Origin of the sequence: Agrococcus baldri (assembly GCA_900114805.1) — a bacterium.
Classification (GTDB): Bacteria; Actinomycetota; Actinomycetes; order Actinomycetales; family Microbacteriaceae; genus Agrococcus; species Agrococcus baldri.
Genome location: FOZN01000003.1, coordinates 181,827 through 204,692 on the forward strand (window position 1 = coordinate 181,827; position 22,866 = coordinate 204,692).

22 protein-coding genes are annotated in these 22,866 nt (G+C 72.3%); 15 read left to right on the forward strand and 7 right to left on the reverse strand.

Annotated features, from left to right (window positions below):
• The first annotated feature begins 11 nt into the window (after positions 1–11).
• Entirely contained in the window at positions 12–494 is a 483-nt protein-coding gene (locus BM288_RS09150) for a hypothetical protein (RefSeq protein WP_092918173.1), read from the forward strand.
• 297 nt (positions 495–791) lie between these two features.
• Here BM288_RS09150 and BM288_RS09155 read toward each other — a convergent pair whose 3' ends face one another.
• Complete coding sequence (locus BM288_RS09155; RefSeq protein WP_092918175.1) at positions 792–1,634, reverse strand: sugar phosphate isomerase/epimerase family protein; 843 nt, start codon at positions 1,632–1,634, stop codon at positions 792–794.
• A 100-nt stretch (positions 1,635–1,734) separates the two neighbouring features.
• Here BM288_RS09155 and ilvD point away from each other — a divergent pair, with 100 nt between their 5' ends.
• The 5 genes from ilvD (at position 1,735) to BM288_RS09180 (ending at position 8,416) form a co-directional block, all read left to right on the forward strand.
• Positions 1,735–3,432 carry a dihydroxy-acid dehydratase gene (gene ilvD / locus BM288_RS09160; protein WP_092918177.1) on the forward strand — a complete coding sequence of 566 codons (1,698 nt, stop codon included), beginning with the start codon at positions 1,735–1,737 and terminating at the stop codon, positions 3,430–3,432.
• 29 nt (positions 3,433–3,461) lie between these two features.
• On the forward strand, positions 3,462–5,249 hold the full coding sequence (locus tag BM288_RS09165) for an acetolactate synthase large subunit (protein ID WP_092918179.1): 1,788 nt from the start codon (positions 3,462–3,464) through the stop codon (positions 5,247–5,249).
• Positions 5,249–5,767 (forward strand): acetolactate synthase small subunit, encoded by a 519-nt coding sequence (ilvN, locus tag BM288_RS09170; protein WP_092918181.1) that lies wholly within the window; start codon positions 5,249–5,251, stop codon positions 5,765–5,767. The genes BM288_RS09165 and ilvN overlap by 1 nt, the downstream gene beginning before the upstream one ends.
• 64 nt (positions 5,768–5,831) lie before the next feature.
• On the forward strand, positions 5,832–6,857 hold the full coding sequence (gene ilvC / locus BM288_RS09175) for a ketol-acid reductoisomerase (protein ID WP_092918183.1): 1,026 nt from the start codon (positions 5,832–5,834) through the stop codon (positions 6,855–6,857).
• An 80-nt stretch (positions 6,858–6,937) separates the two neighbouring features.
• Entirely contained in the window at positions 6,938–8,416 is a 1,479-nt protein-coding gene (locus BM288_RS09180) for an FAD-dependent oxidoreductase (RefSeq protein ID WP_092918185.1), read from the forward strand.
• 6 nt (positions 8,417–8,422) lie between these two features.
• Here BM288_RS09180 and BM288_RS09185 read toward each other — a convergent pair whose 3' ends face one another.
• Together BM288_RS09185 and BM288_RS09190 are read right to left on the reverse strand one after the other, a co-directional pair.
• On the reverse strand, positions 8,423–9,244 hold the full coding sequence (locus BM288_RS09185; RefSeq protein WP_092918187.1) for an ABC transporter permease: 822 nt from the start codon (positions 9,242–9,244) through the stop codon (positions 8,423–8,425).
• Positions 9,241–10,137: an ATP-binding cassette domain-containing protein gene (locus BM288_RS09190; protein ID WP_092918189.1), complete on the reverse strand. Its 897-nt coding sequence runs from the start codon at positions 10,135–10,137 to the stop codon at positions 9,241–9,243. The genes BM288_RS09185 and BM288_RS09190 overlap by 4 nt, the downstream gene beginning before the upstream one ends.
• 90 nt (positions 10,138–10,227) lie before the next feature.
• On the opposite strand from BM288_RS09190, the gene BM288_RS09195 reads away from it, so the two are divergent.
• The 5 genes from BM288_RS09195 (at position 10,228) to BM288_RS09215 (ending at position 14,064) form a co-directional block, all read left to right on the forward strand.
• Positions 10,228–11,193, forward strand: a complete 966-nt coding sequence (locus tag BM288_RS09195) for a TetR/AcrR family transcriptional regulator (RefSeq protein ID WP_177220331.1) — start codon at positions 10,228–10,230, stop codon at positions 11,191–11,193.
• A 45-nt stretch (positions 11,194–11,238) separates the two neighbouring features.
• Positions 11,239–12,228 carry a DUF2332 domain-containing protein gene (locus tag BM288_RS09200; RefSeq protein ID WP_092918193.1) on the forward strand — a complete coding sequence of 330 codons (990 nt, stop codon included), beginning with the start codon at positions 11,239–11,241 and terminating at the stop codon, positions 12,226–12,228.
• Positions 12,229–12,450: 222 nt separating this feature from the next.
• Positions 12,451–12,855 (forward strand): hypothetical protein, encoded by a 405-nt coding sequence (locus BM288_RS09205; RefSeq protein ID WP_092918195.1) that lies wholly within the window; start codon positions 12,451–12,453, stop codon positions 12,853–12,855.
• Entirely contained in the window at positions 12,852–13,226 is a 375-nt protein-coding gene (locus BM288_RS09210) for a hypothetical protein (RefSeq protein ID WP_143103076.1), read from the forward strand. The genes BM288_RS09205 and BM288_RS09210 overlap by 4 nt, the downstream gene beginning before the upstream one ends.
• A gap of 79 nt (positions 13,227–13,305) precedes the next feature.
• Positions 13,306–14,064 (forward strand): VldE C-terminal domain-containing protein, encoded by a 759-nt coding sequence (locus BM288_RS09215; RefSeq protein WP_318255452.1) that lies wholly within the window; start codon positions 13,306–13,308, stop codon positions 14,062–14,064.
• 24 nt (positions 14,065–14,088) lie between these two features.
• On the opposite strand, the gene BM288_RS09220 is transcribed toward BM288_RS09215, so the two are convergent.
• Entirely contained in the window at positions 14,089–14,484 is a 396-nt protein-coding gene (locus BM288_RS09220; RefSeq protein ID WP_318255453.1) for a DoxX family membrane protein, read from the reverse strand.
• 182 nt (positions 14,485–14,666) lie between these two features.
• Between BM288_RS09220 and serA the strand changes: the two genes are divergently transcribed.
• On the forward strand, positions 14,667–16,259 hold the full coding sequence (serA, locus tag BM288_RS09225) for a phosphoglycerate dehydrogenase (RefSeq protein ID WP_092918201.1): 1,593 nt from the start codon (positions 14,667–14,669) through the stop codon (positions 16,257–16,259).
• 3 nt (positions 16,260–16,262) lie between these two features.
• Here the strand turns inward: serA and BM288_RS09230 are convergent, their stop codons facing one another.
• Positions 16,263–16,802: a TetR/AcrR family transcriptional regulator gene (locus tag BM288_RS09230; protein WP_177220332.1), complete on the reverse strand. Its 540-nt coding sequence runs from the start codon at positions 16,800–16,802 to the stop codon at positions 16,263–16,265.
• A gap of 50 nt (positions 16,803–16,852) precedes the next feature.
• Here BM288_RS09230 and BM288_RS09235 point away from each other — a divergent pair, with 50 nt between their 5' ends.
• Together BM288_RS09235 and BM288_RS09240 are read left to right on the forward strand one after the other, a co-directional pair.
• Positions 16,853–18,388: an MFS transporter gene (locus tag BM288_RS09235; protein WP_318255454.1), complete on the forward strand. Its 1,536-nt coding sequence runs from the start codon at positions 16,853–16,855 to the stop codon at positions 18,386–18,388.
• A gap of 62 nt (positions 18,389–18,450) precedes the next feature.
• Positions 18,451–19,167 carry an alpha/beta hydrolase gene (locus tag BM288_RS09240; protein ID WP_092918205.1) on the forward strand — a complete coding sequence of 239 codons (717 nt, stop codon included), beginning with the start codon at positions 18,451–18,453 and terminating at the stop codon, positions 19,165–19,167.
• Between the two features lie 20 nt (positions 19,168–19,187).
• On the opposite strand, the gene BM288_RS09245 is transcribed toward BM288_RS09240, so the two are convergent.
• Positions 19,188–21,110 carry an amidase gene (locus tag BM288_RS09245; RefSeq protein WP_092918207.1) on the reverse strand — a complete coding sequence of 641 codons (1,923 nt, stop codon included), beginning with the start codon at positions 21,108–21,110 and terminating at the stop codon, positions 19,188–19,190.
• Positions 21,107–22,132: an agmatine deiminase family protein gene (locus BM288_RS09250; RefSeq protein ID WP_092918209.1), complete on the reverse strand. Its 1,026-nt coding sequence runs from the start codon at positions 22,130–22,132 to the stop codon at positions 21,107–21,109. Before BM288_RS09250 ends, BM288_RS09245 begins: the two co-directional genes overlap by 4 nt.
• An 86-nt stretch (positions 22,133–22,218) precedes the next feature.
• On the opposite strand from BM288_RS09250, the gene BM288_RS09255 reads away from it, so the two are divergent.
• Entirely contained in the window at positions 22,219–22,842 is a 624-nt protein-coding gene (locus BM288_RS09255) for a TetR family transcriptional regulator C-terminal domain-containing protein (RefSeq protein WP_092918211.1), read from the forward strand.
• The last annotated feature ends 24 nt before the right edge of the window (positions 22,843–22,866 follow it).

Here is a 22,866-nt window from a genome sequence, read left to right on the forward strand (position 1 = left end):
ATGGGTTTCGCATGGTCGCAGATGTCGTCGTCGCAGCGACGCCGATCGCTGCCCTCACGGAGGAAGCCGTTCAGACTGCCTTCGCGTTGCGTCTCATGACCGAGTCGCAGGTCGTGCGCGTCTCGGAACGCCGGATGGCTGCTGGGCTCCCGCTTACGGAGCGAGAGCGGACGACGGCGCTGAGGCTCAGCGATGAGTTCGACGCTGTCGCGGCGGACTGGTGGAGCGAGCCCCCGGTTCGAGTCCGAGACCTGCTTGATGAGATCTCGAGCGGATCGCTGCGGGTGGTGCTCGTCTTCCTGGTCGCATCCGCCGCTGAGCGGATCCCTGACGATGAGGCGGCGGTCTGGGAGATCGAATCGATCCTTGATTCGCTCGACGTTGGCGGCTTGTTCGCCAACGACCGGTTCTTCTCGGCAGGATCCAGAGGGCGATGGCGCAACGGCGAGGGCATCCGGATCGCTGCGCTGCGGGAAGCGAAGCAACTGTCGTGACCGTGTCAGGACGTTCCGATCAGGACTGGGGGCAGGGCACGAGGGCGTCCGGCGGGATGTGGAGCGCGCGCTCCTGCGCTTGAAGCGCTGACGAGGAAGCGCACGTCGACATGGCGCTGGCAGACCTGGCAGGCCACCCGCCCTGACGTGGCCGTGCTCGATCGGGGCCGACCGGAGATTGAGCCGACGCTCACGCGGTTGCAGCGAGCGAAAAAGGTATACGGCGATTGGCTCTTCGGATCGACCCCGCAGCGCAACCTGCCGTATACCTAACCACGCGCCTCGGGCGCGGACGGCTCAGGCGGAGGGGTCAGCGGAGGAGACCGGCTCGGCCTCGGACTCGGCGGGCTCGTCGATCGCGAGGTGCTCGCGGGCGAACTCGAGCGTCTCGGTGAGCAGTCGCAGCCGGTCGCGCTCGTTGCGCGCGTACCGGGTCTTGATCTCTGCGACCACCTGGCCGCTCCACTGCTGCTGCGCGAGCATCTGCAGCACCTCGGCGACCGGCTCGTTGCCGTGGCCGGGGATGAGGTGCTCGTCGAACACGCGGCCCTCCTCCGCCGCAACACCATCCGTGAGGTGCAGGTGCCGCAGTCGATCGCCCAGGTCGAGCGCGAGCTGCATCGAGTCGCGCTTGGCGAGCGCGCAGTGCGAGAAGTCGAGCGTGGCGTGGTCGACATCCATCTCGCTCGGGTCGATGCCCGGCAGGTACGCCTGCCGGTCGATGCCGCCGGCGGCCCAGGGGAACATGTTCTCCACCGCCACCTCGACGCCGTGCTTCTGCTCCGTCGCGCGCACCGCATCCGTGAACGTCCTCGCGTACTTGCCCTGCCACCGGAAGGGCGGATGCACGACCACGGTTGGCGCACCGACATCGACCGCGAGCTGCGCCGAGCGGTCGAGCTTCGTGAACGGGTCGCGGCCCCACACGAAGGTGGTCAGCAGCACCACCGGCGCGTGGATGGCCATGATGGGCTGCTCGTAGCGCTCGGCGTACTCCAGCAGCTTCTCGGGACTGCGGGTCTTCGCGTCGGTCGTGACCATCACCTCGACACCGTCGAAGCCCGCCTCGCGCGAGAGCCGGAAGCCGTCCTCGACCCCCTTGGGGAAGACGGAGATCGTGCTCAGGCCGACCTGGATCATGCAACCGACGGTAGACCCTTCCGCTGAACATGGCACAGCGAGAGCACGTCGATCTGGGTGCGGGAGGAATCTGACATCACCCCCGGCGTAGGATCGGGACATGCCAGAGATCGACATCAAGCCGCGTTCCCGCGCCGTCACCGACGGCGTCGAAGCCACCACCAGCCGCGGCATGCTGCGCGCCGTCGGCATGGGCGACGGCGACTGGGAGAAGCCCCAGATCGGCATCGCGAGCTCGTGGAACGAGATCACCCCGTGCAACCTCTCGCTCGACCGCCTCGCGCGCTCGGCGAAGGAGGGCGTGCACGCCGGCGCCGGCTACCCGCTGCAGTTCGGCACCGTCTCGGTCTCTGACGGCATCTCGATGGGCCACGAGGGCATGCACTTCTCGCTCGTCTCCCGCGAGGTGATCGCCGACTCGGTCGAGGTCGTCGTCAACGCCGAGCGGCTCGACGGCACCGTGCTGCTGGCCGGCTGCGACAAGTCGCTGCCCGGCATGCTGATGGCCGCCGCCCGCCTCGACCTGGCGAGCGTGTTCGTCTACGCCGGCTCGATCGCGCCGGGCTTCGCGAAGCTCGAGGACGGCACGATCCCCGAGTCGCTCACGATCATCGACTCCTTCGAGGCCGTCGGCGCCTTCAAGGCCGGCAAGATCTCCGCCGAGGACCTGCACCGCATCGAGTGCGGCTTCGCGCCCGGCGAGGGCGCCTGCGGCGGCATGTACACCGCCAACACCATGGCCTGCGTGGCCGAGGCGCTCGGCATGAGCCTGCCCGGCTCGGCGACCCCGCTGTCGGCCGACCGCCGCCGCGACTACTACGCCCGTCAGTCGGGCACCGCCGTGGTCGAGCTGCTGCGCAAGGGCATCACCGCCCGCGACATCCTCACCAAGGAGGCGTTCGAGAACGCCATCACCGTCGCGATGGTGCTCGGCGGCTCGACGAACGCCGTGCTGCACCTGCTGGCGATCGCGCACGAGGCAGAGGTCGAGCTCACCCTCGAGGACTTCCGCCGCATCGGCGCCCGCTCGCCGCACCTCGCCGACGTCAAGCCATTCGGCGCCTACGTCGCGCAGGACTTCGACCGCGTCGGCGGCATGCCCGTCGTGATGAAGGCGCTGCTCGACGCGGGCCTGCTGCACGGCGACGTGCTCACCGTCACCGGCAAGACGCTCGCCGAGAACCTGGCCGAGCTCGACCCGCAGCCCATCGACGGCACCGTCGTGCGCGCCATCGAGGACCCCATCCATGCCACCGGCGGCCTGACGATCCTGCAGGGCACGCTCGCCCCCGAGGGCGCGGTCGTCAAGACCGCCGGCTTCGACGCCGAGGTCTTCGAGGGCCCCGCCCGCGTGTTCGACCGCGAGCGCGCCGCCATGGACGCGCTCACGGCCGGCGAGGTCAAGGCCGGCGACGTCGTCGTCATCCGCTACGAGGGCCCGAAGGGCGGCCCCGGCATGCGCGAGATGCTCGCGATCACCGCCGCCATCAAGGGCGCAGGCCTCGGCAAGGATGTACTACTCTTGACCGACGGCAGATTCTCGGGCGGCACAACCGGCCTGTGCATCGGCCACATCGCCCCTGAGGCGGTCGACTCCGGTCCGATCGCCTTCGTGCGCGACGGAGACCGCATCAAGGTCGACATCGCCGCTCGCTCGCTTGACCTGATCGTCGACGAGGCAGAGCTCGCCTCCCGGCGTGACGGCTGGGAGCCGCTGCCCCCGCGCTACACGCGCGGCGTCCTCGCCAAGTACGCGAAGCTCGTGCAATCCGCCGCCACCGGCGCGGTTACGGGCTGACGCATCCAGGCATCGAGCCCAGGAGAGCCATGACCATCACCCCACGGCCTGCGCCGCCTCGCAGCGCCGAGCCGCCCATCCTCACCGGATCCGGCGCCGTCCTCAAGTCGCTCGAGCTGCTCGGCGTCACCGACGTCTTCGGCATTCCCGGCGGCGCCATCATCCCGTTCTACGACGAGCTGATGCAGCAGAGCGCCATCCGCCACATCCTCGTCCGCCACGAGCAGGGCGGCGGGCACGCCGCCGAGGGCTACGCCGCCGCCACCGGCAGGGTCGGCGTGTGCCTCGCCACCAGCGGCCCGGGCGCCACGAACCTCGTCACCGCCATCGCCGACGCCTACATGGACTCGGTGCCGATGGTCGCCATCACCGGGCAGGTCTTCAGTCACCTGATCGGCACGGATGCGTTCCAGGAGGCGGACATCACCGGCATCGTGATGCCGATCACGAAGCACACCTTCCAGGTGACCCGCCCCGAGGGCGTGCCGGCCGCCATCAAGGCCGCCTTCCACATCGCCTCCACCGGCCGCCCGGGCCCGGTGCTGGTCGACATCACGAAGGACGCGCAGGCGGACAGCGCGCCGTTCGTGTGGCCCGAGAAGCTCGACCTGCCCGGCTACCGCCCGGTCACGAAGGCGCACGGCAAGCAGATCACCGCCGCCGCGCAGCTGCTCTCCCAGTCGCAGCGCCCGCTGCTGTACGTCGGCGGCGGCGTCATCCGCGCGAAGGCCTCGGCCGAGCTGCTCGACTTCGCCGAGTCGACCGGTGCGCCGGTCGTCACGACGCTGATGGCGCGCGGCGCCTTCCCCGACTCGCACCCGCAGCACCTCGGCATGCCCGGCATGCACGGCGCTGTGCCGGCGGTGCTCGCCTTCCAGGAGTGCGACCTCATCATCGCCCTCGGCGCGCGCTTCGACGACCGCGTCACCGGCAAGGTGCACGAGTTCGCGCCCGGCGCGAAGGTGATCCACGTCGACGTCGACCCGGCCGAGATCTCCAAGATCCGCACGGCCGACGTGCCGATCGTCGGCGACGTGCGCGACGTGCTCTCCGACCTGTCGATCGCCTTCCAGGAGCTCGCTGTCGACGAGCGCCCCGATCTCACCGACTGGTGGGAGCGGCTGCACGGCCTGCAGGAGCGCTTCCCGCTCGGCTTCACCGAGCCCAGCGACGGCAAGCTCTCGCCGCAGCACGTCATCCAGCGCATCGGCGCGATCACCGGGCCGGAGGCGATCTACGCCGCGGGCGTCGGCCAGCACCAGATGTGGGCGGCGCAGTTCATCAAGTACGAGCGCCCCAACTCGTGGCTCAACTCCGGCGGCGCCGGCACGATGGGCTACGGCGTGCCCGCGGCGATGGGCGCGAAGGTTGCGGAGCCCGACCGCGTGGTGTGGGCGATCGACGGCGACGGATGCTTCCAGATGACCAATCAGGAGCTCGCCACCTGCACGCTCAACGACATCCCCATCAAGGTCGCGATCATCAACAACTCGTCGCTCGGCATGGTGCGGCAGTGGCAGAGCCTGTTCTACGAGGGCCGGCACTCCTTCACCGACCTGGAGACGGGCTCCGACGCCAAGATGATCCCCGACTTCGTGAAGCTCGGCGACGCCTACGGCTGCCTCGCCATCCGGGTCACGAAGCCCGAGGAGGTCGACCCGGCCATCAAGCTCGCGCTCGAGACCAACGACCGGCCCGTGGTGATCGACTTCATCGTGTCGAAGGATTCGATGGTGTGGCCGATGGTGCCACAGGGGGTCTCGAACTCCTTCGTGCAGTACGCCGTCGATCACAGCCCGGTGTGGGAGGAGGAGTGATGAGCACCCACGTCCTGTCCCTCCTGGTGGAGGACAAGCCGGGTCTGCTGACCCGCGTCGCCGGGCTCTTCGCCCGCCGCGGCTTCAACATCGACTCGCTCGCGGTCGGCCGCACCGAGGTGCCGGGCCTGAGCCGCATCACGGTCGTCGTCGACGTCGACAAGCTGCCGCTCGAGCAGGTCACGAAGCAGCTGAACAAGCTCGTCAACGTCGTCAAGATCGTCGAGCTCGAGCCCGAGCAGTCGGTGCAGCGCGAGCACATGCTCGTCAAGGTGAAGGTCGACAACGCGACGCGCTCGCAGATCCTGGAGGCGGCGACGCTGTTCCGCGCCCGGGTCGTCGACGTCACCACCGACGCGCTCGTGATCGAGGTCACGGGCGACTCGCCGAAGTGCCAGGCGCTGCTGAAGCTGCTCGAGCCCTACGGCATCAAGGAGATCGCGCAGTCCGGGCTGCTGGCCATCGGCCGCGGCGGCAAGTCCATCAGCGAGCGCGTGCTCAAGGGCGACCGCGCCTGAGGCGCGACCGCACCTGCGAGCAGCGCGCGACCACGAACATCCGAACGAACATGAAGGAGTCACCATGACTGAGGTCATCTACGACGACGGTGCCGACCTCGGCATCATCCAGGGCAAGAAGGTCGCCATCATCGGCTACGGCTCGCAGGGCCACGCCCACGCACAGAACCTGCGCGACTCGGGTGTCGACGTGCGCGTCGGCCTGCAGCCGGAGTCGAAGAGCCGCCAGAAGGCGACCGAGGCCGGCTTCGAGGTGGGCACGCCCGCCGAGGTCGCCGAGTGGGCGGACGTCGTCGTCCTGCTCGCGCCCGACCAGTTCCAGCGCCACATCTACAACGACGAGGTCGCCCAGCACATGCGGTCGGGCAAGACCCTGCTCTTCAGCCACGGCTTCAACGTGCGCTTCGGCTACATCGACGCACCCGAGGGCATCGACGTCGTGCTCGTCGCGCCCAAGGGCCCGGGCCACACCGTGCGCCGCGAGTTCGAGGCCGGCCGCGGCGTGCCCGTGATCGTCGCCGTCGAGTCGGATGCCTCGGGCTCGGCCTGGCAGACGGCCTGGTCGTACTCGAAGGCGATCGGCGGCCTGCGCGCCGGCGGCATCAAGACGACCTTCACCGAGGAGACCGAGACCGACCTGTTCGGCGAGCAGGCCGTGCTCTGCGGCGGTGTCTCGCAGCTCGTGCAGTACGGCTTCGAGACGCTCACCGAGGCCGGCTACCAGCCGGAGATCGCCTACTTCGAGGTGCTGCACGAGCTCAAGCTCATCGTCGACCTCATGTGGGAGGGCGGCATCGCCAAGCAGCGCTGGTCGGTCAGCGACACGGCCGAGTACGGCGACTACGTCTCCGGCCCGCGCGTCGTCGACCCGAGCGTCAAGGAGAACATGCAGGCAGTGCTGAAGGACATCCAGTCGGGCGCCTTCGCCGAGCGCTTCATCGGCGACCAGGACGCCGGCGGCCCCGAGTTCAAGGAGCTGCGCGCCAAGGCCGAGGGTCACCCGATCGAGGCGACCGGCAAGAAGCTGCGCGGCCTGTTCGCGTGGGAGCAGCCCGACACCGACTACGTCGACGGCAGCGCCCAGCGCTGACCGGGCCGCGCAAGGGGCGGGGATCCAACCTGGATCCCCGCCCCTTGCGCATCCCGCCGCTGCCGCGTTGAGTGGGGGACATGCGCTCCCTCTGGCAGGCGACCGGCCCCACCATCGGCTTCGACGAGGAGGCGCCCAGGCGCACGGACGTCGCCGTCGTCGGCGCCGGCATCACCGGGCTGATGACCGCCGTGCTGCTCGCCCGTCGCGGCATGGGCGTGGTCGTGCTCGAGGCGCGCGAGGTCGGTGCGGTCGCGACCGGCAACACCACCGCCAAGCTGAGCCTGCTGCAGGGCGACCGGCTGCACCGCATCCTGGCGCTGGCGTCGGCCGAGGCGGCGCGGGCGTTCGTCGACGGCTCGCTCGAGGGTCAGCGGCGGCTGCTCGAGCTGCTCGAGGAGCGGGGCGAGCCGACGCAGAGGATGCCGGCGGTGTCCTACGCCTCCGGCATCGAGGGTGCGGCCGGGCTCGAGCGTGAGCTGGAGGCGGCGCGCAGCCTCGGTCTGCCGGTCGAGCAGGGCGGCGCGGAGTCGCTGCAGTTCCCGGTGGCCGGGGCGATCCGGCTCGAGCAGCAGGCGCAGCTGCAGCCGATGACGGTGCTCGCCGTGCTCGCGCAGGAGCTGCGCGATCGCGGCGGCCGCATCATGCGCGCCGCCGTGCGCAGTGCGCACGCCACGGGCGAGGGCCTGCGCCTCGACACCGACGCGGGTCAGTGGCACGCCGATCTCGCCGTGCTCGCGACCGGCGCTCCCGTGCCGGCCAGGCTCACCGCTGCGCCCCTCGAGGCGCACCGCTCCTATGCCGCCGCCTACCGCGTCGCCGGTGGGCTCCCCGAGGTCATGGCGCTCAGCGTGGATGCGCCGTCGCGCTCGCTGCGGACGGCCAGCGTCGACGGCGAGACGCTCCTGGTCGCCGGCGGCGTCGGCCACGTGGTCGGCCGGCATGCCGACCCGCGGCGGCTGGTGGCCGAGCTCGACGACTGGGTGCTGCAGCACTGGCAGGGTGCGGAGCGCACGCACGTGTGGAGCGCGCAGGACTACCGCACGCCGGACCGGCTGCCCTGGATCGGTGCCCGGCCGGGATCCCGCGGCCGCGTGCTGCTGGCCACCGGCTTCGACAAGTGGGGGATGACCGGCGGGGCGATGAGCGCGCTCGCCCTCACCGGCCGCATCACCGGGCGCGAGCCCGAGTGGGCGCGCACGCTGCGCCGACGCGGCACGACGCCCGCCGCGGCGGGACACCTCACCGGAACGCTCGGCGCCGTCGCGAGCACGCAGGCCCGCCGCCTGGCTGCTGCGCTCGCGCCCGCATCGACGCCGCCTGAGGGCGAGGGTCGCGTCGGCCGAGACGGCTTTCGCCTCGTCGCGACCTCGACGGTGGACGGAGCGACGCAGCGCGTATCTGCGCACTGCCCCCACGTCGGCGCGCTCGTGCGCTGGAACGCCGAGGAGCGCAGCTGGGACTGCACGGCGCACGGCTCCCGCTTCGCCCCCGACGGCAGCCGTCTGGAGGGCCCGGCCGCGTGCCCGCTGCACGCGCTCCGCGCCCCAGCGCGGTAGGAGGCGCTACCGCACGCGCGTCCGCGGGAAGCGCCAGGCAGCCAGCACCGCCGCGACCAGCAGGATCCCCGCGCACCACAGCACCGCCTCGAGCGCCCGCGTCTCACCGCCCATCAGCAGCCCGCGGATGGTCTCGATGATCGGCGTGACCGGCTGGTGCTGGGCGACGCCGTGCAGCCACTCGGGCATGGTCGCGATCGGCACGAAGGCGCTCGAGACGTAGGGCAGGAACAGGATCAGGAAGCCGTAGCCGTTCGCCGCCTCCGGGCTGCCGGCGACGAGCCCGATGAGGGCGAAGACGGCGGTGACCGCGAGGATCCACAGCGTCACGATGCCGAGCGCACCCAGCCAGCCCAGCGCATCCGCCGTGGGTCGGAACCCGATCAGCAGCCCCACGCCGATCACGATGGCCGTGGCGATGAGGTTGCGCACCACGCTCGCCACCACGTGGCCGACGATCGCGGTCGCCGCGATGATCGGCATGGTGCGATAGCGCAGCATGGCGCCGGCGGTCATGTCGCGGCTGACGGAGACGGCCGTCGAGGCGGCGCCGAAGCCCGCGCAGATGAGGATGATGCCGGGCACGACGTAGTCGATGTAGCCGCCGTCGCCCTGGATGGCGCCGCCGAAGACGGTGGTGAACAGCAGCATCAGGATCACCGGCAGCGCGATGGCCATGATCAGGCCCTCGCCGTCGCGGACGCTGTGCAGGAGGCTGCGGCCGATGAAGATGCCGCTCGATGCCAGCGGCGAGCTGCCGGCGGTGCGTGCTGCCGGGCTCTGCTCGTGCGCAGGCTGTCGGGGCGTGTGCAGGGTCGCGGTGCTCATGCTGCGACCTCCTCTCGGGGTCGGGAGGTGGTGATCGCCGTGAAGGCGTCGTCGAGGGTGGGGGAGCGCAGCTCGATGCGCGTGCCCTCGCCGTCGCCGCTGGCGAGGTGCTCGCGGTCGAGGGCGGTGAGCGCGCGGGCGACGGATGCCGGGGTGCCGTCGGTCTCGGATCGGCCGATGACGCTGCCGCTCGCGTCGAGCAGCACGACCGTCTGCCCGCCTACCAGGGCGGTCAGCTCGTCGGCCGTGCCGTCGGCGACGATGCGGCCGTGGTGGAGCACCGTGATGCGGTCGGCGAGCGCCTCGGCCTCGTCGAGCGTCTGGGTGGTGAGGAGCACCGTGGTGCCGGCCGTCGCCAGCGCGCGCACGTCCTCCCAGACGCGGGCGCGGCTGCTGGGGTCGAGGCCGGTGGTGGGCTCGTCGAGGAACAGCACCCCCGCGGGGGCGATGAGACTCGCGGCGAGGTCGATGCGCCGCCGCATGCCGCCGGAGTAGCTGCGCACCGACCGGCCGCCCGCCGTCGTGAGGTCGAGGCGCTCGAGCAGCTCATCGGCGCGGCCTCTGGCGCGCCGGCCGAGGCCGAGGAGCCTGCCGAGCAGCACGAGGTTCTCGCGGCCGGTGAGCAGCTCGTCGAGCGAGGACGACTGGCCGGTGACGCGCACGAGCCGGCGCACGGCCGCTGCCTCGCGCACGACGTCGTGGCCGAGCACGCGCGCCGTGCCGCTGTCGGGCCGCACGAGCGTGGTGAGGATCGACACGAGCGTGGTCTTGCCCGCGCCGTTCGGGCCCAGCAGTGCCAGCACGCCGCCGTCGACCGAGAGGTCGAGCCGGTGGAGCACGCGCTCGGAGCCGTAGGTCTTCCCGAGGCCGGCGACCTCGATGGTGGGTGTCATGGCGACCCCTCTCTGTGTATGTGACAGACAGTATGCGGCATAAACAGTATGCACGCAACACAGTATGCTTGGCATACCGTGGGCCAGGAGATGGGAGAGCAGATGGCATCGGAGGACGTGTCGCGCGTCGTGGCGCTCGCCTGGGGCGTGGCGGCCGCGCCGCAGCGCGGCCCCAAGCGCGAGCTGAGCCATGAGCGCATCGTCGAGACCGCGATCGAGATCGCCGATGCGGAGGGCCTGCCGGCGGTCACGATGCAGCGGGTGGCGCAGTCGTTCGGCTACACCACCATGGCGATCTACCGCTACGTCGCCACGAAGGACGACCTGCATCAGCTCATGCTCGACGCGGCTTTCGCCGACCTCGCTCCGCCCGCGGTGACCGGCGACTGGCGCGAGGGTCTCGGCGCGTGGATGGGCTGGCTGTTCGAGGCCTATGGCGCGCATCCATGGGTGCTCGACATCCCGATCAGCATGGAGGCGCTGCTGATGCCCTCGCAGATGCGGCTCGCGGACGCGATGCTGCGCACGTTCAGGGACCTGCCCGCGACCGACGGCGAGCGGCTCGCGCTGCTCATGTCGCTGTCCACGTTCCTGCGCGGCATGGCCGGCATCCAGCGCGACATCGCGCATGAGGGCGCCGAGGTGAGCGCGGCCACGAAGGCTCTGATCCGCGAGGTGGCCACGCCGGCGTCGCTGCCTGCGCTGCAGCCGCTGATCGACAGCGGGGCGTACTTCGGCGAGTACCCCGGCGAGTCCGGAGCCTCGGCCGAGGTGACCGAGGAGGACTTCGCCATCGGGTTCCAGGTCTGGATGGCTGGCATCGCGGCCGTCTTCGAGTCGCGCGAGGCCGTGCCGCAGGAGCATCCGCGGCCCGCACCCGAGACCCCGGCCGAGCAGCACGAGCGCGCCGAGGTGGAGCTCGCCGCCGGCGTCGCCGCGCGCAAGGCCGCGGAGCAGCGGGTCAAGGTCCTCTACAAGGAGGAGGCGGCGCTGCGGAAGCGCCGCGACAGCGCGAAGGAGCTCGCCAAGGCCGCCGCGCGCGCCGAGCGCGGCTGAGCCGGTCGAGGCTCGCCCCAGCCCCGAAGTGGCAGGCTGGGGCGGGTGGAGAGCGTGAGTGACGACAAGAAGGTCAGCGATGCTTACCTGCGCTGGGCGCAGATGGAGGCCGGCGACCGCTCGCCGCGCTACGCCGAATGGGCGCGCGGCGTCGCCGCCGACCCGGTGCTGTGCGCGGCGATCGCCGAGCTCGAGCCGATCAAGCGGCAAGCGAACCTGCTCTTCGCCGCCGCCCGCTTCGAGGGGGTGCCGCTGCAGCCGTGGAGCGATGTGCGCGACATGCTCGCCGGCAGCTGGAGCCGCATCCGCTCGACCATGCTCGCCCGCATGACGCAGACCAACGAGGCGCGCCGCATGGCCACGCTGCTGCCCGCGATCGCGCACCTGCGGGGGCCGATCGCGCTGGTCGAGGTGGGCGCCTCCGCCGGCCTGTGCCTCTACCCGGATCGCTGGCGCTACCGCTTCGGCGCCGGCAAGTACGTCGGCGACGCGTCGCTGCCGCTGCTGGAGACCGTCGCCTCGCCGTCGACGCCGCTGCCCGAGCGGCTGCCGCAGATCGCCTGGCGCGGCGGCCTCGACCTGCAGCCGCTCGATCCCGACGAGCCCGACACGAAGGCGTGGCTCGAGGCGCTCGTGTGGCCGGATGCGTCGGGTGGCGTCGACGGCGCACGCGTCGACCGGGTGCGCACCGCCATCGCGATCGCCCGGCGGGAGCCGGCGCACGTGCGGCGCGGCGACCTGACCGTCGACACGCGCGCGGTGGTCGAGGAGGCGGCGCGGCACGCGCCCACGGTGGTCGTGTGGCACTCGGCGGTGCTCGCGTATGTCTCCGCCTTCGACCGGGCCGCCTTCGCCGACCTGATGGGGGAGCTGCCGGTGACCTGGGTCGCGAACGAGGGCGCGACGCTCGAGATCGGCCCGCCCGCGCCATGGGCGCAGCCGGCCGACTTCGTGCTGCGGCGCGACGCGCAGCCGCTCGCGATCACCGATCCGCACGGCGCCGCCATCACCTGGCTCGACGACATCCCTCGCTAGCGGCCCCCGCGAGCGGCACATGGCCCGACTGCGGTGTCGCGAGCAGAGGAGATGTTGCGAGCAGAGGACGATGCTTCCTCCTCTCGCAGCACACTCCGCGTTCCATCCTCGTTTCGCGACAGTGCATCGGCGCGGCGAGGCGGGCTCCGGCGCGAGCGGGCAGGCGAGGGAGGCGTGCGAGGTGGGCGGGGCACCGCGGCCAGCGCGGGTAAACTCGATCCGATGAACCGCGACGAGGATGCCCTCCACTGGGAGGGCGACGACGAGCTCGATCGCCTGTCCGTCGTCGATGCAGCGGACGAGGCCGACGGCGCTGCCGAGCCAGGCGCATCCGCCCCCGTGGTGCGCGAAGCGCGGCACCGCGGCCCGCTCGGCTGGCTGATGCTGGTGCTCGCGGTCGCCGCGACCGCCGGCTGGGTCGTCATCCTGGTCGCGAACCCCGTGCAGCAGCCGAGCCTCGTCGCGCTCGCGATGTATCAACTGGGCGAGCTGCTGGCGGTGCTGACGCCGCTGCTGTGGTGGTTCGTCGTCGACCGTGTCGCACCGCTGCCGCGCCGGGCGCTGTGGTGGCTCGCCGGGCTCGTCGTGACCGCGCCGTGGCCGCTCGTCGCCGGGGTGCTGGCGTGAGCGCCGGTGATGGCATGACGACCGCCGCGGCGCGCGAGCCGCGCGAGGAGCGCCCCGGCGACAGCTGGATCGTCGCGCTGCTGTTCGCGCTCGCCTTCGGCTACGACACCGTCGAGGCGGTCGCCAACCTGCAGCAGCTCCCGCTGCTCTACCTCGGCAACGCCATCGAGGGCGCGACCCCGTGGTGGCTGCTCTACGCCGGCATCGCGCTGCCGGTGCTGCTGTTCGCGGCGGCGCTCTGGGTCGGGCGGCGGATGCGGCTGGTGCCGAAGGCGGGCGTGCTGCTGGTCGCGCTCGGCGTGAGCGCGCAGCTGAGCCTGCTCGCCGAGCAGCTCGCGCGGCAGATCGCTCTGACCGCGCTGGGCGGATAGCGTCGCCGGAATGCATCGCCCGCGCGGGACGTCTGCATCTGCGATGGGGATCGGCGAGAGGGCACACCGGCGGCGCCGGGTGTCTCGGCCGATCGCGGGCACCGCGCTGCTCGGTGCGCTGGTCGCGGCGCTGGTGGTGGTGGCGCTGCTGCTCGGGTCCGGCCTGTTCGGGCAGGGTCTGCCGAACGCGCTGCGGGAATGGGGCGGCCCGCTGCCGAGGGTGTCGCCGTGCACGGTCGAGACGGCGCACGGCGAGGTGGGGCTCGACCGCGCTCAGGCTCAACGTGCCACCACTGCGGTCGCGCTGCATGCGCGCGGGCAGGGGGCGCCCGACACCTCAGACATCGACGGGGCCGCGCTGCAGCGGCTCGCCGAGGGCGCGCCCGGCGACGCCGGCGCGAGCCTGGCCTGCCGGGGCACGCCCGCCGACGAACTGGCCGAGCAGCAGCCGGCAGCGAGCGGGCTGACACCGCGAGCGGAGCGGCTGCTGGACGAGATGACGGCTGTGTTCGGCGAGCAGCGCCTGGGCGGGTTCGCCCCGGGCGGGGTCGACCACGGCCACATGCCGGGGTCGACGCACTACGAGGGCCGGGCCATCGACATCTTCTTCCGCCCGGTGACCGAGGAGCATCGGCGGCAGGGCTGGCTGCTCGCCCACTGGCTCGTCGCTCACGCCGACGAGCTGGAGGTGCAGTACGTCATCTTCGACGACCGGGTTTGGAGCGTTCACCGCCCGGACGGGCAGTGGCGGCAGTACCGGGCGCCCGACCCGGGCAATGAGATCCTGCGCCACCTCGACCACGTGCACGTCGATGTGCTGCGCGGAGGGACAGGCTGAGGACGGCGGACGCTGCCGGAGCGGTCAGATCACGGCGACGAGCAGCAGCGCGCCGAGCGCGACCTGCCCGATCGCGCGCGGCACGAGCGGCATGGCGACGGCGCCGAAGCGCTTCGGGTCCTTCGCGGCCTCGGCGTTCGCCGGGAACACCGCGACCAGCAGCGCGATGAGCGCGAGCCCGGCGGCGAAGCGCACACCCCACCAGGGCGCCAGCAGCCCGATGCCGCCGAGGATCTCCGCGACGCCCGAGATGGTCACGAGCGGCATCGCGCGCGTGCGCTCGGGGCCGGCGAGCCCGGCCGGGATCATCGCCGCCATGGTGCGGCGCACGCGGGGGAGGAAGTGCGTGACCCCCATGCCGATGAAGACAGCGGCGAGGATGATGCGCAGCACGAGCTGCACGATTGCGAAGGCGTCCATCGCGACCATTCTCCCGCATCCACGGACCGGCTCGCGCCAGGCCGCTCGTCACGGTCGGCCGCGATGCACCCCACAAAGTTGCGCCCCGAGACGCGCGGGAACGGCGGCGCACACGCCGGTCGGTACGCTGGAGGCCTGGCACGACGACGTGCTGCCTGCCCACACCTCCCGAGGAGTCCCGCATGTCCAAGCCCGTCGTCCTGATCGCCGAGGAGCTCTCGGCCGCCACCGTCGATGCCCTCGGCCCCGACTTCGATGTGCGCAACGTGGACGGCACCGACCGGCCCGCGCTCTTCGCGGCGCTCGCGGACGCATCCGCCGTGCTCGTGCGCAGCGCCACGAAGATCGACGCCGAGGCGCTCTCGCACGCGCCGAAGCTGCGGGTCGTCGCCCGCGCCGGCGTGGGCCTCGACAACGTCGAGATCCCGGCCGCGACGAAGGCCGGCGTCATGGTCGTCAACGCGCCGACCTCGAACATCGTCTCGGCGGCCGAGCTGGCCATCGCGCACCTGCTGGGCCTCGCCCGGCACATCCCGGCGGCGGATGCGTCGCTCAAGGCGGGCGAGTGGAAGCGCTCGGCGTACACGGGCGTCGAGCTGTACGAGAAGACGGTCGGCATCGTGGGCCTCGGCCGCATCGGCGTGCTGGTGGCCGAGCGCCTCGCGGCCTTCGGCACCAAGCTGATCGCCTTCGATCCTTTCGTGAGCCCCGCGCGCGCCGCCCAGCTGGGCGTCGAGCTGCGCTCGCTCGACGAGCTGATGGCCGAGAGCGACTTCGTCACCATCCACATCCCGCGCACGCCCGAGACCGTCGGCCTGATCGGCGCCGAGCAGTTCGCGCTCGCGAAGCCGACCCTGCGCATCGTCAACGCGTCGCGCGGCGGCATCATCGACGAGGCCGCGCTCGCCGAGGCGCTGCGCTCCGGGCAGATCGCGGGCGCCGGCATCGACGTGTTCGTGAACGAGCCGCCGAAGGACGACGCGCTCACCTCGGCCCCGAACATCCAGGTGACGCCGCACCTGGGCGCCTCCACCGATGAGGCGCAGGAGAAGGCCGGCGTCGCCGTCGCCCGCTCGGTGCGGCTGGCGCTCGCGGGTGACCTGGTGCCGGATGCGGTGAACGTCGCGGGCGGCGTGATCGACGAGTACGTGCGCCCCGGGATCCCGCTGGCCGAGCGGCTCGGACAGTTCGCAGCCGGCCTCGCGGGCGGCCCGGTCGAGGCCGTGGACGTCGCGGTGCACGGCGAGCTCGCCGCCTACGACGTCAAGGTGCTGAGGCTCGCGGCCCTCAAGGGCTTCTTCTCGTCGATCGTGAGCGAGCAGGTGACCTTCGTGAACGCGCCGGTGCTCGCCGAGTCGCGCGGCGTGACGAGCGAGCTGACCGCCGACGAGCGCAGCGACGAGTACCGCAACGTCATCGAGATCGTGGTCGCCACGAGCGAGGGCCGCCGCGTGACCGTCGAGGGCACGCTGACCGGACCGAAGCAGATCGAGAAGATCGTCGGCGTCAACGGCCAGTCGGTCGAGGTGCCGCTGGCGCAGCACTTCATCGTCATGCAGTACGTCGACCGCCCCGGTGTCGTCGCGACCTACGGCACCCTCTTCGGCGAGGCCGGCATCAACATCGCCGGCATGCAGATCGCCCGCACCGAGGCCGGCGGTGAGGCGCTCTCGATCGTCACCATCGACCAGTCCGCGCCCGACGAGCTGGTCGAGGCGCTCGGCAGCGCGATCGAGGCGAAGGCGATCCGGCAGATCGAGATCCGCGAGTTCTAGCCGTCAGCCGGTCGGGGCGAGCAGCGACTGCAGCCGCACGATCACCTGCTCGACCGAGTCGGGCGGCAGCGAACCGGCGCCGCCGATGACCGAGCGCAGGTAGATGCCGTCACTCAGCCGCACGACCAGCAGCGCGAGGTCGCGGTCGCCGAGGCTGGTCGTGAGCGCGGCGAGGTAGTGCTCGTCGAGCCGCTCGAGGGCGTCGCGCGCGGCGGCGTGCTCGTCGAGCTGCCCGAGCTTCAGCAGCGCCACGAGCGTGCGATCGATGGGGTCCTCGGCCGCGAGCGACTCGCGCAGGAAGACGGTGACGGCATCGGCCATGGGGGAGAGGCGCTGCTCCTCCCGCTCGCCGAAGCGGTCGAGGCGCTCGGCGAGCCCGTCGACGAGCGCGCCCTTGGAGCCGAAGTGATAGAGCAGGCCGCCCTTCGAGACGCCTGCGGCATCAGCGGTCGCCGCGATCGTGCCGGCGCGCTCACCGAAGTCCACCACCAGCTGCTCGAACGCGTCCAGGATCCGCTCTCGGGTGTCGTCCGCCTTGCTCATGCCTGGCATCCTACCTCGACAACAAACCGTCCAGACGGTACAGTATTCGGGTGACGAACGAGGACACGACTGACGGCATCGCTGCGGCGACTGCACCCCCGCGCGCCGGCGCACGCGCCTGGGGCGCCCTCGCGGTGCTGATGCTGCCGGTGCTGCTCGTCTCGATCGACATCACCGCGCTCAACTTCGCGCTGCCGGAGATCGCGATCGCGCTGCAGCCCAGCGCCGCCCAGCAGCTCTGGATCATCGACGCCTACTCGCTCGTGCTGGCGACGCTGCTGGTCGCCATGGGCAACCTCGGCGACCGCATCGGGCGGCGCCGGCTGCTGCTGATCGGCGCGACCGGCTTCGCCGCCTTCTCGGCGCTCGCAGCATTCGCCCCGACGGCAGAGCTGCTCATCGCCGCGCGCGCCGCGATCGGCTTCTTCGGCGCCACCCTGATGCCCTCCACCCTCGCCTTGCTGCGCTCGATCTTCCTCGATCGCCGACAGCGGCGGCTGGCCGTGGCGATCTGGGCGACGGCGTTCTCCGTGGGTTCCGCCGCCGGGCCGATCGTCGGCGGCGTGCTGCTGGCGCACTTCCACTGGGGCGCCATCTTCCTGATCGCGGTGCCCGTGCTGGTGCCGCTGCTGGTGCTCGCGCCGCTGCTGGTCGACGAGTCGCGCGACCCCGCGCCCGGCCCCATCGACCCGATCGGCATCGTGCTGTCGATGCTCGCGCTGGGCGGTCTCGCCGCCGGCATCAAGGAGCTCGCGGCAGCGGGCGCCGACCCGCTCGGCATCGGCCTGGTGCTGCTGGCAGGCCTGGCGGGCTGGCTGTTCGTGCGACGGATGCGTCGGGTCGCGTCCCCGATGCTCGACGTCGGGCTGTTCCGCGTGCCGCAGTTCAGCGGCGCCCTGCTGGTCAACCTGCTGAGCGTGGTCGCGCTCACCGGCTTCCTGTTCTTCGTCACGCAGCACCTGCAGCTCGTCGAGGGGATGCCGGTGCTCGACGCGGCGCTCGTGCTGGTGCCGGGGGTGGTGGCGATGATCCTCGCCGGCCTGCTGGTCGTGCGGGTGGTGCGCTCGGTCGACCCGGGGGTCGCCGTGGTCGTCGCGCTCGGCTCCTCGCTCGCCGCCTACGGCATGCTCGCGGTGCTGGGGGAGAACGTCAGCGTCCTGGGCATCGCCGTGTCGTTCGCCCTGCTGGGCCTCGGCATCGGCGCCGCCGAGACGATCTCGAACGACCTCATCCTCTCCGCCGTGCCGCCCGCGAAGGCCGGTGCCGCATCCGCCCTCTCCGAGACCGCGTACGAGTTCGGCGCCGTGCTGGGCACGACGCTGCTCGGCGGCCTGCTGACGGCCGTCTACCGCGCGACGCTCGTCGTGCCGGCCGGCACGGACGCCGCGATGGCGCAGGCGGCGCGCGAGACGCTCGGCGGCGCGGTCGCGGTGACCGACGGCGCGGGACCGGCGGGGGAGCGGCTGCTCGAGGCGGCCCGCATCGCCTTCGACCACGGCGTGATCGCCACCAGCATCTCAGGCGCGGTGCTCATGCTGCTGGCAATGGTCGTCGCGTGGCGCTCGCTTCGCGGCACCGGCGACTGAACGCCGTCGAGCGAGCGCCCCAACGATGGCGCGTGTGGGCGCCCGCGGCTAGCGTCGCCCACATGACCACTCCCACCGAGAACGACGCTGCCCGCATCATCCTCGTGCCCGGCTTCTGGCTGGGCGCATGGGCCTGGGACGACGTCGCCGCGAGGCTCCGCAGCCTCGGCCACGAGGTCACCGCGCTCACCCTCCCGGGGCTCGAGCCCGGCTCCGACCCGAGCGGCGTCTCGCTCGAGGCTCACGCCGCCGCGATCGAGGCCGCGATCGGCGACGGTCCGGTGGTGCTCGTCGCGCACAGCGGCGCCGCGTTCCCGGCGACGATCGCGATCGACCGCAACGTCGATGGCATCGCCCGTTCCGTCTGGGTCGACACCGCGCCGGTGGTCGACGGCGCCGCGATGGACGCCTCGTTCGAGGGGGACGCGCTGCCGCTCGAGGCCAACTGGGAGGAGGAGCTCGAGGCCGGCTCGATGCGCGATCTCACCGACGCGCAGCTCGAGGAGTTCCGTCGCCGGGCCGTGCCGCAGCCGGCCGGCACCGTGCGCGACGCGGTGAGCCTCGCCGACGACCGACGGCTCGACGTGCCCGCAACCATCATCTGCACGGCGTACTCCGCAGCCGACTACCGCTCGTACGCCGAGCAGGGCGTGCCCTTCCTGCAGGGCGTGCTCGAGCAGCGGGCGCTCACGATGGTCGACCTGCCCACCGGGCACTGGCCGATGTGGTCGAAGCCGGCCGAGCTCGCGGCGCTCATCGATGAGGCAGCGCGCGGCTGAGGCTCGCGGCGCTGCGCGGGTCAGGCCCGCCCGAACGCGCCCGCGTCACCGACCTGGGCGCGCACGAGCGCGACGACGAGCGTGCCCTGCCCACGTGCGGTGAACGCATCCGCCTCGGTCTCGATCTCGGCCTGGACGCCGTCGATCCAGACGGCGATCGCGTCGCCGCGCGCACTGCCGCGCACCACGAGCGCGTCGCCGGTGCGCTCGACCGCAAGCGTCAGCTGCGGCGCCTCGGAGCGGATCGGCAGCGCGAGCCAATCGGTCGCGGCCAGCGGCGGCGTCCGCGCGGGCGTCGTGCGCCGCGGCCGCAGCGCCTCGATCGCGAGCGCCAGCCGCAGCACGCGCTCGTCCTCGTGCGGCCTGCCCGCGATCGTGAGCCCCACCGGCATGCCGGTGTCGGCCATCGTGCCCATCGGGACGGTGACAGTCGGGATGCCGAAGTGCCGCCAGACGAGGTTGCCGTTCGCCACCCACGTGCCGTTGCGCCAGGCGAGTCTCGCCGAGGCCGGCTCAGTGTCGGCATCGGCGGGCCCGACGTCGGCAACCGTCGGCATGACGACCGCATCGATGCCGTGCTCGGCGAGCCAGTCGTCCCAGTCGCGCTCGCGCGTGCGCTCAAGCCCCGCGAGCCCCTCGGCCATCGCGGGGATGTCCTCGAGCCTGGGCACCGGCATCGCGGGCAGCGACGCCAGGTCGACCTCGGCCGCCAGCTCGAGCGCCGGCGGGCGCTCGTCGTAGCGGTCGCTGAGCGCGCCGGGCGGGTGGGGGAAGATGCGCTCGCCGTCGACCTCCGCCAGCCGCTGCAGCGCCGGGTCGCCGTTGCGGCGCAGGAAGCCGTCCCAGCCCCAGACCGTCAGCTCCACCAGCTCGCTGCGCAGGAAGCGCTCCGGCACGAGGCCACGGGTCACGATCTCGGGCGCCCCCTCGCGGTCGCCCTCGTAGTTCGACACCAGCGGCAGGTCGGTCTCGATGACCGTGGCGCCGGCCGCGCGCAGGTCGTCCGCCATCGCCCGCCACAGAGCCAGCACGCTCTCGCGCGTGGCGATGGGGGATCGGATGCCGACGTCGGCGCCGATGTACATGCGGGGCACGGCGAGCGTGAGGCCGGCGAGCGAGGCGGGCTCGAGGCCGGCGAAGCGGCTCGGGCGCACCTTGTCGACCGGCGGCACCGGCAGCCAGGCCTGCTCGCGCCAGAAGTCGCCGTCGGTGCGGCGGTCGGGCTGCACGAGCACGTCGAGCGCGGCCAGCAGATCGGCCATCGACCGCGCGTGCGGCACCGCGACATCCATCGTCGGCACGAGCGGCCAGTTGCCGCGCATCGAGATCACGCCGCGCGAGGGCGTGTAGGCGACGAGCGCGTTGCAGCTCGCCGGCGCCCTGCCCGACGACCACGTCTCCTCGCCCAACCCGATGACGCCGATCGAGGCGCCGGTGGCCGATCCGGAGCCGTTGGACGAGCCGGAGCCGATGGCGCTGGTGAGGAAGTCGCCGTTGTAGGGGCTCTCGGCCCGGCCGTGCACGCCGCGCTGCATGCCGCCGTTGGCCATCGGGGGCATGGTCGTCAGGCCGATGAGCACGGCGCCCGCCGCCCGCATGCGCTCGATGGCGAAGGCGTCCTCGCCGGCGACGAGGTGCTCGAACGCGGGGCTCCCGGCCGAGACCGTCATGCCGCGCACCGAGTAGCTCTCCTTGGCGGTGTAGGGGATGCCGTCGAGCGCGCTCGCGGGCCGACCCGCGCGGATGCGCTCGTCAGCGGCGCGCGCGGCGTCGAAGATGTCGGATGCGAGCACCGGCACGGCGTTCAGCCGCGGCCCCGCCGCGTCGAACCTCCCGATGCGCGCGAGCGTCAGCGCCGCGAGCTCGGTCGCGGTGGTCTCGCCCGCGTCGAGGGCCGCGCGCAGGGTCCCGACGCTGGCCTCGTGCAGCTGCGGCGTGCTCACCGGGTGGCCTTCGGCTGCTGCTGCGTGATGCAGTGGATGCCGCCGCCACGGGCGAAGATCTCGCGGGCGTCGACGGTGACGGCGCGGCGACCGGGGTAGGCCGCCTCGAGCGTCTCGCGCGCGGCGGCGTCGGCGGCCGGGTCGTCGAAGCCGCAGGCGATGATGCCCTCGTTCACGAGCACATGATTGACGTACGACCAGTCGACCCAGCCCTCGTCGTCGCGCAGCGCGGCGGGAGCCGCGAGCGGGATGACCTCGAGCGCGCGGCCTGTCGCGTCGCTCTGCTCGGCGAGCAGCCGGGCGATCTCGCGCGTCACGTCGTGATCGGGGTGCTCGGTTGAGCCCTGCTGGTGCACGAGCACGCGGCCGTCGCCCACGAGCGTCGCGACCATGTCGACATGCCCGCGCGTGCCGTAGCGCTCGTAGTCGCGGGTGAGACCGCGCGGGATCCAGATGGGATGCATCGCGCCGATCGTGCGGGCGAGCTCGGCTTCGACGGCCTCGCGGGTGATGCCGGGGTTGCGACCCGGGTCCCGCTGCACCGTCTCGGTGAGCAGCACCGTGCCCTGCCCGTCGACGTGGATCGCTCCGCCCTCGTTGACGAGCGAGGAGGGGATGCGCTCGGCGCCCGCGGTCTCCGCCACGACCCTGCCGATCTGGCCGTCGTGCTCCCAGCTCGCCCAGTCCTGGCCGCCCCAGCCGTTGAAGACCCAGTCGACGGCGCCCAGCCTGCCCTGCTCGTCGAGCACGAAGGACGGGCCGATGTCGCGCATCCACGCATCGTCGAGCGGCGCTTCGAGGATGGTGATGGAGCCCGCGAGCAGGCGCCGGGCGGCGTCACGCTCGGCCGGATCGACCACCACCGTGACGGGTTCGAACTCGCTCGCCGCGTTCGCGACCGCGGCCCAAGCATCGTGCGCCGCGGCCACGCCGGCGGCGTCGTCGCCGGCGTTCTCGCCGTGGGGGAACGCCATCCACAGCCGCTCGTGCTCGGTGCCCTCTGCCGGCATCGTCCAGGCCATCGCTGCTCCCACGTCATCGTAGATATTGACCAAATGATCAATAAGTCGGTAGGGAGAGACAATACTGTGGAGCCCGTGAGGACGCAATGACCGAGCGCAAGCGCATCCGGAAGAGCCCTGCCGTCCGCCGCGACGAGATCCGCGCTGCGGCGCGCGCGATCGCGCTCGAGCGCGGGCTGAGCGCGGTGACGCAGCGCGCGGTCGCCGAGCGGGTGGGCATCGTGCCCGGGCTCGTCACGCACTACGTCGACCGCATGGAGCTGCTGGTCGCCGAGATCTTCCGAGACATCGCGCGCGAGGAGCTCGTGCAGGTGCGCGGCGAGGTCGAGGCCGCCGGCGCGGACGTCGACCGGGTGCTGGTGCTGCTGCGTGAGCTGATCGGCGACTACCGGCGCGACGTGGCGCTCGTCTGGGTCGACGGCTGGAGCCTCTCGCGCCGCAACGACGACCTCGCAGCGGTGCTGACGGAGGAGGCGCGCGCGTGGGAGGCATTCGTCGCAGGGGTGCTCGAGGACGGTCATCGTGCAGCGGCGCTCCATGCCCCCGACCCGCTGGCGCTGGCGCGTTTCGTGGTGGGTGCGACCGACGGGCTCAGTGCCCAGGCCGCCGTCTGGGCCGGGTACGAGGCGGAGACGCTCGGCACCGTCGTGCGCACGGTCGCCGGCCTGCTCCGGATCTCGCCGGAGGAAGTGGCCCTCCGCGGCTATTGATCGTTCGCCCAATAGTGTGCGATA